This window comes from uncultured Nitrosomonas sp., assembly GCF_902826915.1.
Classification (GTDB): Bacteria; Pseudomonadota; Gammaproteobacteria; order Burkholderiales; family Nitrosomonadaceae; genus Nitrosomonas.
Window position 1 is genome coordinate 1 of the sequence record NZ_CADEGP010000092.1, and the last position, 8,751, is coordinate 8,751.

General features: G+C 42.4%; 9 protein-coding genes and 1 pseudogene. 4 read left to right on the top strand and 6 right to left on the bottom strand.

Annotated features, from left to right (window positions below):
• Positions 1–511, top strand: a 511-nt coding sequence (locus QZV86_RS12660; RefSeq protein WP_295628782.1) for an IS3 family transposase, incomplete at its 5' end; no start/stop codon positions are given.
• Positions 512–551: 40 nt separating this feature from the next.
• Positions 552–719, top strand: a pseudogene (locus tag QZV86_RS12665) (IS3 family transposase); the annotation flags it as partial.
• Between the two features lie 55 nt (positions 720–774).
• Here QZV86_RS12665 and QZV86_RS12670 read toward each other — a convergent pair.
• The 4 genes from QZV86_RS12670 to QZV86_RS12685 all read right to left on the bottom strand — a co-directional run bounded on the left by QZV86_RS12670 (position 775) and on the right by QZV86_RS12685 (position 3,990).
• On the bottom strand, positions 775–1,341 hold the full coding sequence (locus QZV86_RS12670) for a carboxymuconolactone decarboxylase family protein (RefSeq protein WP_295628785.1): 567 nt from the start codon (positions 1,339–1,341) through the stop codon (positions 775–777).
• 124 nt (positions 1,342–1,465) lie between these two features.
• Entirely contained in the window at positions 1,466–1,834 is a 369-nt protein-coding gene (locus tag QZV86_RS12675; protein WP_295628788.1) for a hypothetical protein, read from the bottom strand.
• 112 nt (positions 1,835–1,946) lie between these two features.
• Positions 1,947–2,630: a Crp/Fnr family transcriptional regulator gene (locus tag QZV86_RS12680; RefSeq protein ID WP_295628791.1), complete on the bottom strand. Its 684-nt coding sequence runs from the start codon at positions 2,628–2,630 to the stop codon at positions 1,947–1,949.
• A 187-nt stretch (positions 2,631–2,817) separates the two neighbouring features.
• On the bottom strand, positions 2,818–3,990 hold the full coding sequence (locus QZV86_RS12685; protein ID WP_295628794.1) for an alkaline phosphatase PhoX: 1,173 nt from the start codon (positions 3,988–3,990) through the stop codon (positions 2,818–2,820).
• Positions 3,991–4,100: 110 nt separating this feature from the next.
• Here QZV86_RS12685 and QZV86_RS12690 point away from each other — a divergent pair, with 110 nt between their 5' ends.
• Positions 4,101–4,487, top strand: coding sequence for a multidrug ABC transporter permease (locus QZV86_RS12690; protein WP_295628797.1), 387 nt, complete (start codon positions 4,101–4,103; stop codon positions 4,485–4,487).
• Between the two features lie 302 nt (positions 4,488–4,789).
• On the opposite strand, the gene QZV86_RS12695 is transcribed toward QZV86_RS12690, so the two are convergent.
• Positions 4,790–6,223 (bottom strand): M10 family metallopeptidase, encoded by a 1,434-nt coding sequence (locus QZV86_RS12695; RefSeq protein WP_295628799.1) that lies wholly within the window; start codon positions 6,221–6,223, stop codon positions 4,790–4,792.
• A gap of 278 nt (positions 6,224–6,501) precedes the next feature.
• On the opposite strand from QZV86_RS12695, the gene QZV86_RS13850 reads away from it, so the two are divergent.
• Positions 6,502–6,768, top strand: coding sequence for a DDE-type integrase/transposase/recombinase (locus QZV86_RS13850; protein ID WP_366925706.1), 267 nt, complete (start codon positions 6,502–6,504; stop codon positions 6,766–6,768).
• A gap of 109 nt (positions 6,769–6,877) precedes the next feature.
• Here the strand turns inward: QZV86_RS13850 and QZV86_RS12700 are convergent, their stop codons facing one another.
• The gene (locus tag QZV86_RS12700) at positions 6,878–8,041 is read right to left on the bottom strand and encodes a glycoside hydrolase (RefSeq protein ID WP_295628802.1); all 1,164 of its coding nucleotides are present in this window, start codon (positions 8,039–8,041) and stop codon (positions 6,878–6,880) included.
• Positions 8,042–8,751 lie beyond the last annotated feature (710 nt).

Below are 8,751 nucleotides of genomic sequence, written 5' to 3' on the forward strand. Positions count from 1 at the left end.
CAGGCTACACCGCTTTCTCCTCACTTGTCATACACCAGAAATAATCATAGCTCTTTATGTGGCTTTTATCACCGATGTTTTTGCCCGGTATATTGTTGGCTGGCGAGTGAGTCGTTCATTGCGAACGGAACTGATACTGGATGCATTGGAACAGGCGCTATGGGCACGGCGGGGAACCTCAGGATTGATTCATCACAGTGATCGAGGCAGCCAGTATTTATCGATTCGCTATACGGAACGTTTGGCGCAGGCAAATATTGACGCCTCTGTCGGAAGCATCGGAGATTCTTATGACAACGCGCTAGCCGAAACCATCAATGGTTTGTACAAGACCGAAGTCATACGGCATCGCGGTCCTTGGCGTAGTATCGAAGAAGTAGAATTTGCCACATTGGAATGGGTGGATTGGTTCAACAATCGAAGACTGCTGGACGCAATCGGATATGTCCCACCGGCAGAATTTGAAAAGGCGTATCATCGCCAACAGGAAGAGTCAGCTGATGCAGCTTGATTCAAGAAAACATGTCTCCGGAAAATCGGGGGCGATTCAGGAAAGCTTCTTTGGTACATTGAAAAATGAATGTTTACATCACTATAAATTTAAAACCAGAGCTGAAGCAAGAAAAATAACGTTTGAATATATTGAGGTGTTTTACAATCGTATTCGAAGGCATACAAAACTTAAGAATCAAACCCTTGCTGATTTCGCTAAAACTTGAGAAAAATGTAGCATTCTAGAAATACTTGCCCGCCCACTAAATCGGATCTAGCTCATTATTTCTTTGAGATCTTTTTAACAAACCCTTCGTCAATATTTATTTTGGTTGCATTCGCTAAATGATTGTAGAAAACGCACATACCTGACATGGCAATAATTTCCATAATTTCTTCATCATCAAACCCCAGCTCTCTTAAGGCCTGAAAATCTTGTTCGCTTGATGAGTGAGAATCTTTTGCGAGTCTAACAGCAAAATCTATGGCGGCTTTGTCCTTAGGATCAGCCGTATCTGCCGTATAGTTATTAATTAGGCTGTCAATTTGTTCAGGTGTGACGCCTATGCTTAGACAAAATGCGTGATGTGCGGCCTCACAGTAGTGGCAGCCCTTTAATGATGAGATCGCAACAAAAATCATTTCTTTAAGTTGACGTCCTACCCGACCACTCGTCAGTATATGATTCATTACTGGCCAGATGCCTTTTAACGACTCAGGTGAAATACCCCATACTCGGAAAAAGTTCGGTGTAAAGGGTGCGTTAAGCGCTTTTTTTATCTTGATGAAGGTTTCTTCAATTTCAGGAGATACAGAAACATCATCAACAATTGTACTGATAGTTTTCATTTTTACTTTCCTCTTAAGTTTTTATTGGAAAAGTGAAGTGGATTTATGATTCTCTTGCTTTAGCGGCCATTGGAATGGCCGCATGTATAACATTAATCTAATACTGATTACAGTTTTTCATTTTTTAAGAATTCTTTTTATCTCTTGCTACACCTTGATAATCAGTGAGCATACCGACCACGATAATAATCAAACCAACTGCGATATAAAAATTCCTTGCAGTCTCTTCATCTGCAAAACCCAGGATAAAAGGCAGGGCAATTAATAAAGGGCCAACCAGGCGCTCAATCCAACCGTGAATGGTAAATGGAATTAGCTTAAACACACCAAATGGAAAATCAGAAGCCAGTGTCACCATCAAGTGGACTGCAGCCAGACTGTAGGCAAGCATGGCTGGTAACTGACTTAATCCTAATAGTGTAGGGGCGAGTAAAAAAATAATGACGGTCAGAAAATCAAGATAACCGTGCATACGGGGTGAAATAACTTTCATGTGAATTCTCCTGGGATTAATTTGTGGTCACTCCATAGTCACCACGTTCAGTACCCTAATACAGTTCTACTACTAAAGTCTGTTAGCTAGAAAACACAGATGCAATTGCCACTTAAAGACTAATGAACGCAGCGTCATTAATACAAATCTGTTCGCGTGTATAGTTCAGCATTCCACGGTTCCTGAAATCATTTAAGATTGTGCTTACCACCGAACGACTGGCGCCTACTAAATCCGCCACTTCTTGTTGGGTTAAATGAATTTCCAATGCATATCCATGAGTGCACTTTATTCCAAATATTTCAGCTAATTCTAATAATGTTGCTATGACACGCATCTCAACGGGTTGTGTCAGAACAGTTCGAAGCTTGCGTTCGATTTTCTGCTTGCGAGCATATATTTCCTCAAAAACATGCCATGCCAACTCTGCTTGATGAGACATTAATGCTCTGAAATCGCTTTTTGCTATACGATAAAAATTAACTTCTCCCAATGCCTGTACAGTCTCTTCTACTTCTGGACTGGCAGAATTATTCCAAAAGCAACCAAGGGCGCTTCCTTTCCCAAGAATAGTAATGGTAACTTCAATTCCCTCTTCTGTTATATGAGAGAGCTTAACGATACCACTTTTTATCCAAAAGACATCCGAACAACGATTGCCCTGGTGGTAAAGAAAAGCTTTGTTTGAAACATTGATTTCCTTGATGGAGGGATAATCTTTTTGTAATTGTTTTAAATCGCATTCGAAAAATGCATTAATCAAATTAGATTTATTATTGCTCTCAATTAATGTCATTAGCAGTTCCATTTTATGTTGCAATCATTCCATTATGAATCTGAAAATTAATTTACTTGCTGCGTAACTTAATTTCACTTATTACTTAGACCCGCTTACTTTTTATTTACATCAGTAATCCAATTATTTGTGGAAGTATCTAGTGCTAGAAATTTTGCCGGAATCTTGGAGACAGAGCAAAGTCATATCAGAATGGACCGGTTATTTCAAACGTTACGCCATCTGCACTACTTCCGGTTTTGCCTCGCTGAGAACTGAAATATAACCGTGATCCATCGGGACTCAGAGCAGGACCGGCTATTTCCGAACGGTCATGGCCAATCACTTGTAATAACGGCAGAGTGCTGTTTCCGGATAGCACTACAATTTGCATGTTGCCACCATCCTCGGCCACCAGCAATTCACCTGCGGCATTGCCGGTGATATTGTCAACTCCGGTTAACACCGGCGATAGATATGATGCTGCACTATAGAGAATGTTGAGACGCTGCTGTAGCACATCAAAAACCCACACGCGATCATCCCCTTTAGTTGTAAAATAGACGAAACCCTGATGATACCAAATGCCTTCACCGCCATTGAACGCGGTGCTGATGGGAACTTGTTTGCGTGTCGGCACAGTGGTTGCTAAAGGATCGGTCAACGCGTGCCAGCGAACTGCGCCAGTGTTGTCGTCAATCACCTCGGCAACTTCCAGAATACCATCGTCTAGATTGGGATTGCCGGCAGTATCGAATGTATGGGTGCTGTAGCGATAAAACCGGCCTTCCGGTTTGTCTTCGGTCAAATACAATTGTTTGTTACAGGTATCCACTGCCACCGCTTCATGCCGGAATAGACCCAGGGAACTTCTGGCTTGTGCGGGTTTGCGGCCAAATGGATCACACTCCCACACTCTCCCTTTATCGATTTCTTCGCACGATAGCCACGTTTGCCACGGTGTATGCCCGCCCGCGCAATTGCGGTTAGTTTGACTCAGAATCGAATACGCATCAACCAACTCTCCCTGTGCATTGAATTTTAATGCCCCGACACCGCCGGCTTGACCCTCCAGTTCGCAATTGGAAACATAAATCCAACCGCCCTCAGAAGAGGCAAACGTGGCACCGCCATCTGGTGCCGCGTGCCATGTATAGTCAAACAGTTTTTGACCTGAATGAGCCACGATACGGGAAGTAAATCCTGCTGGTAAACGCACACCATTATGATCCGGTGGTAGAAGTTCACCGCGTGCAGTTAGCGATAATGACAAAGCGGCAGCTTTAGCTGGAGAAGGTAGCAATGTGTTACCGAAAAATGCTCCTAAGCTTATAAATCCATACTGCAATAATTTACGCCGTTTTAGATCTGATGTTTTCATTCTACATGCCGCCTTATGCATCAAACCTCACGATGGATTCAAGGCTTTGTGATGCGAGATAGTTTACAATGCTGCGTCGTTTTATATCTATTGGATGAAAGTATCAAACTATGATTCAAATATTAAAACCAATTGTATCTCTTCTAATGTTTTTAACCGTGCTGTTTTTTGTCAACACGATGCTCACAATTATGACCAACTTTCCAGTCTGGGTTAGCACGACTTTCTCATTGATCTGCGCAATTCTAGGTGCTTGGTTTACCTGGAAGCTGACTTCTGGTGGAAAAATGAACACTATTATAGCTGTCATTGGTGGCGCATTAATCCTTGGTGGATTATTTTTTACGGCAAGCTTTTTAGGGCCGATGGTTATCGCCAAAGACACCAGTCAGGGGCCCATGATTGGAGTCTTTGTAGCAGCACCGTTAGGGGTAATTTTGGGTGGAATTGGAGGGTATGTTCATATTTCGAGACAGAGAGAGGAGACGGCTGATTAACACTACCGAATTCTGGCAGATATGACCATTAAACCAGGTCACTTAGTCAATATATGCACATGATCTTTATCGCAGCCGATCTACCCAAACTCAATGTCGTATCTCTCTTCAATTTCCTTTGCAGTCGTCACGATAATATATACTATCGATTCATCTAGCAGTCATCGGCTATATTCCACTGCAAATACAATATGATGGTGGATCTGTTATGCAGAGTGACTCGACTTCTCTACGACCTCTTGCATCCCGATATTCTAAAAACTAATTAGATCCCCGGGGCAAGACTGCGGGGAATCGCATGTTCATAACGTAAAATCACTAGCTTCCATGGTAATCAAGCCCGTCAAACGGATTGTCATATCGGGGGCTTGGTTACCGTCGATATCAAAAAGCACATTAGTAACATTATTCGATGCATTCTTAACAAATCGCACTTCCGCACCTGCACCCGTAAATTTCGAGCTTCCACGAAAAACGAATGCGGCATTGCCTGCAGCGGCACCATTGGCGTCAATCGCAGTCACATCGATATCATCCAGCCCATGCACAAAATCCTTGATCAAATCGAATCGGCCGATGCTGTCGCTTGCTGCAGTATAAACAAAGGTGTCGGCACCGCCGCCACCTATTAACGTATCGGCACCTTTTCCACCCTTAATGTTGTCTGCTCCGCCAAATCCGTTGATCCAATCGTTCCCTGCATTACCGATCAACGTATTCGCCATCCAGTTACCTCTAATAGTATCGAGACCTGTACCGCCAGTGGCATTTTCAATCATAACCCCATGGGCGATTGTGAATCCTCCATTGACCCCATCAACAACCGAGAGATACCCGCCGCCATCCAATGCATGTTGAAGTGTCGCGGCACGCAAATCAATTGTCGAATTTTTAGTCGATGAATTACGAATGGTTTCCATACCGCCGGTGTCCCAAATACACGAATAGAATGTTCCCGGTACATTAATAGAACTCAAGGTATATACATCATTGCCCATCCGGTAATTCGTGTTGGCGCCATAGAGAAATTGCAAAGCCGCAATGTCGAGGGCCATAGGTGTGCCCTCATATCCATAGCCCGGAGTGATGGCAGGATCAAGCGGACCGTTAGGATTTGTTTGCCAACCATCATTATAAGTCATCATCGTATAGATACCTTGATTGAGGTTGAAATCCCCATAATCCCCAAACGGATCGGTCACTCCCGGAAAGTTTGGCCGCCCACCTCCTCCTGAATCATGCGGATGTTTCAATCCAAGCGCGTGACCAAACTCATGGATAACCGTAGTGAAGTCATATCCCCCTTGATGGAGACTTGAATAATCATCTGATGAATAAGCGTCAAAATTGACAATTACTGCGCCTTGACGATTGATCACCGGACCAATATCTTCACCGGGAGGAATGGAAACACCCAAACCACCTTGCACATCGGAATTACTTGCGGCACCAACGATGATGTCGGCATCCGGCTGACTGGTCGCAATCATAAAATTAACATTACAAACATGCTCGATAAGCTGCATAGCATGCTGAAATGCGGTGACTTCCTGCGGATCCGTATTTGCGGTAACCGGAGTGCCTCCAAAATCGAAAACTTCATTCCCGTTGATACCCGCAATATAAACTTTCAAGCGAGTCCCCATAGTTGGGTCATCCCAATGACTGCCCCACAGCAAGCCATTAATATATACATTGCTAGAGAACGGACTGGCAACCGGATTAGAAAATGCCATTTATTTAATTCCTTAAGTTGTTGTGTATTGAATATTGGTCTGAAAAATACAGCCCTAAACTACTCTGATATGAAACAAGTGGGTACTGCAAAGTTAACTACACCTGCGCGATAATAGCAGAATGAGAATTCAGCGACCCTACACAAACGTCATTGATTTTCATCTGATATTATTCAGTGCGCAGTGTGGCTTTATTATCGATTTAACTTAAACCATCGTGATATCGAAGACTTGTTAGCTGAAAAAGGGATTGTAGTAACCCATGAATCGATTCGTCTATGGTGCATCAAGTTTGGTCCAAAATATGCCAGAAAGCTGAGACATCAATATCAAGAATATGGAAACACATTTCGAGGTATTTGTGGCGAGTGATAGGTCAAGATGGTGAAGTGGTCAATATATTGCCTCAAGCACATCGAGATAGCAATGCTGCAAAACGTTTCTTCAACCGATTTCTCAAGAAGCTCCGAAATGAACTGAGGAAAATCAGTGAGCTAGATCAGAACATATCAACAATTAAATTTACACTACCCAACGCTGATTGACACGCAAGCAATGAAAGTAAGAATTTGAATTTTTTTGCTGATAACTTCGACCAAAAATGTTAAAACTGATGCTTATTTCTGGTCGAAGTGATAATTACAGTTGGAATTATTAGTCAGTAATACAGGAAGAGTAGGCACTCGGGCAGGTTGAAATCAATCCACCTGATGGTGTGCTTGTCTGTCTTTTCCAGCTCATCACCTCTAACACTTGCCCGACGTATTCGGGAAGGCGTTGCCAGAATATATAGTTGGGTTTTAATTCGTTACGCGCGAATACCAGAATTTCCTGAACGGTTGGTACATGACCTTTTTTATCGCCACGCGTATTTAAGTAATTGACCTTCTCAACTGTAGGAGCAATAGGTACAATCCCTGAAAGTTGAGCGAAATAAGGGTAAGCACCTTGAGGAGAATATGCGTCTCCAACAAAATTTAAACCGGGCTCATCTGGATAAATATCCGGGCAGCCGAGAGCCCCTCCCATTTTTACCATGGCTGAAGTGATTTGCTTGAGATATTCGCGTGGATAGTTTATTTCTTGAATCGTCATGGTGTTGGGAAAAAATGTACGTGCTTTCTGTTGCACAATGATTAGATTGTCAAACCATTTATCAGTCTGAGCCGTTGTTAGCGGTGTGACCGCTTGCCCCATGGCCGTTTCTATCATACCGATACCTTCGAAATTCGGGTGTGAGTTGTAGCGCTCTCCCATTGCTTTTAGTAATGCAGTCAATCGGTTACGAACATTCGTGTTCCATAATTTAATGTTATAGCCGTCTATAGTTGTAGATCCCCAGTCTCTAAATGCAAATGCTCCGCCTTCATATTCAGCTGTTTTTAGATAATCCGGTATGAGCTTCCAGTTTGCTTCGAATGATTTTGTTTGCACCTGAATAACTAGCCGCTTGTTCATGGCAGTCAGTTTGGCAAGATGTTTGTCGATGGAAGAGAAATCATATACGCCCGGTGATTTTTCCAACCAACCCCATAAATAACGCAGTTGCATTCCACGCAGCGCAGGTGTGGCCTCGAGTTCTTTGTAAACTTGTGCCATGTAAATCGGATCATCGTTAGCCCAATTTTGAATGGTGTAGTAATGACCTGGATGCCATTTTACTCCAGTGGTCCCAGGAGGTATTGGGGCTGCATGTACTGATGCCAGAGAAGAAAAAATCATCGATATGGCGAATAATGCTGCTATGGATATAGTGTTTATCTTCTTGAATACGATCGGTAACATAATGATTGAGCTCATAAAATTATCTCTAGTCATGTAAACTCCTGTGATGGACTTGAAGAGGTTACTGGTGCCTCAAAAAGTTTAAAGAATTACTTCAATAGGTTATCTGATTAACCTAATGGGGCCAGTAAATAAGAAACATCAACATCTTGAGTGTTTAATATCCCGATTGAGTTTTTCCTGGTGCAATCTCTTTTTAGAATTCTGTAATGTTTGTGATCGGAGAAATTTGTGATCGCCTTTCAGAAAAAAACATTATCAAAAAAGATAGTGATCACTATACTGCAGAGGAGAATTTTCGAATTCTGGAATAAATGCAGAATGCTGGTTCTTTTAAGTGGCACTATAATTGTTCTGTTTATCATAAGCTTGACAATAATTACCGGAAATATCGGCAATTATTGCCGAAAATTAGGTGCATAAAACTTTCACGGATAAGCTTGTGCAAGAACTACTATGTTGCTGCTAGCTGTAGGGAATATTGCACTACATACAAGGCAGAAGTATCTGCACAATGTGAGTGGATATCTGCAGGTTTGGGGATCTTATTAGATAAGCGGCTGGAAGGTGATTTTCTGGCGTGATTTTACAACGTCGATCTGCCATTTATCGCTATTAATCACGGTTCGATAGGGGGCGAATTCTTATCAGCTAGGACGGATAAATGTAATCAGATGATTTTTATATGTAGTCGGTCCTGAAATATGCATAATCATTTGATATTATGCATGAATGCGCTGTTT

Excerpts from the sequence above, each read along its gene's own strand:
- QZV86_RS12670 (WP_295628785.1), bottom strand. The coding sequence starts at position 1,341 with ATGAAAACTATCAGTACAATTGTTGATGATGTTTCTGTATCTCCTGAA.
- QZV86_RS12675 (WP_295628788.1), bottom strand. The coding sequence starts at position 1,834 with ATGAAAGTTATTTCACCCCGTATGCACGGTTATCTTGATTTTCTGACC.
- QZV86_RS12680 (WP_295628791.1), bottom strand. The coding sequence starts at position 2,630 with ATGACATTAATTGAGAGCAATAATAAATCTAATTTGATTAATGCATTT.
- QZV86_RS12685 (WP_295628794.1), bottom strand. The coding sequence starts at position 3,990 with ATGAAAACATCAGATCTAAAACGGCGTAAATTATTGCAGTATGGATTT.
- QZV86_RS12690 (WP_295628797.1), top strand. The coding sequence starts at position 4,101 with ATGATTCAAATATTAAAACCAATTGTATCTCTTCTAATGTTTTTAACC.
- QZV86_RS12695 (WP_295628799.1), bottom strand. The coding sequence starts at position 6,223 with ATGGCATTTTCTAATCCGGTTGCCAGTCCGTTCTCTAGCAATGTATAT.
- QZV86_RS13850 (WP_366925706.1), top strand. The coding sequence starts at position 6,502 with ATGGTGCATCAAGTTTGGTCCAAAATATGCCAGAAAGCTGAGACATCA.
- QZV86_RS12700 (WP_295628802.1), bottom strand. The coding sequence starts at position 8,041 with ATGACTAGAGATAATTTTATGAGCTCAATCATTATGTTACCGATCGTA.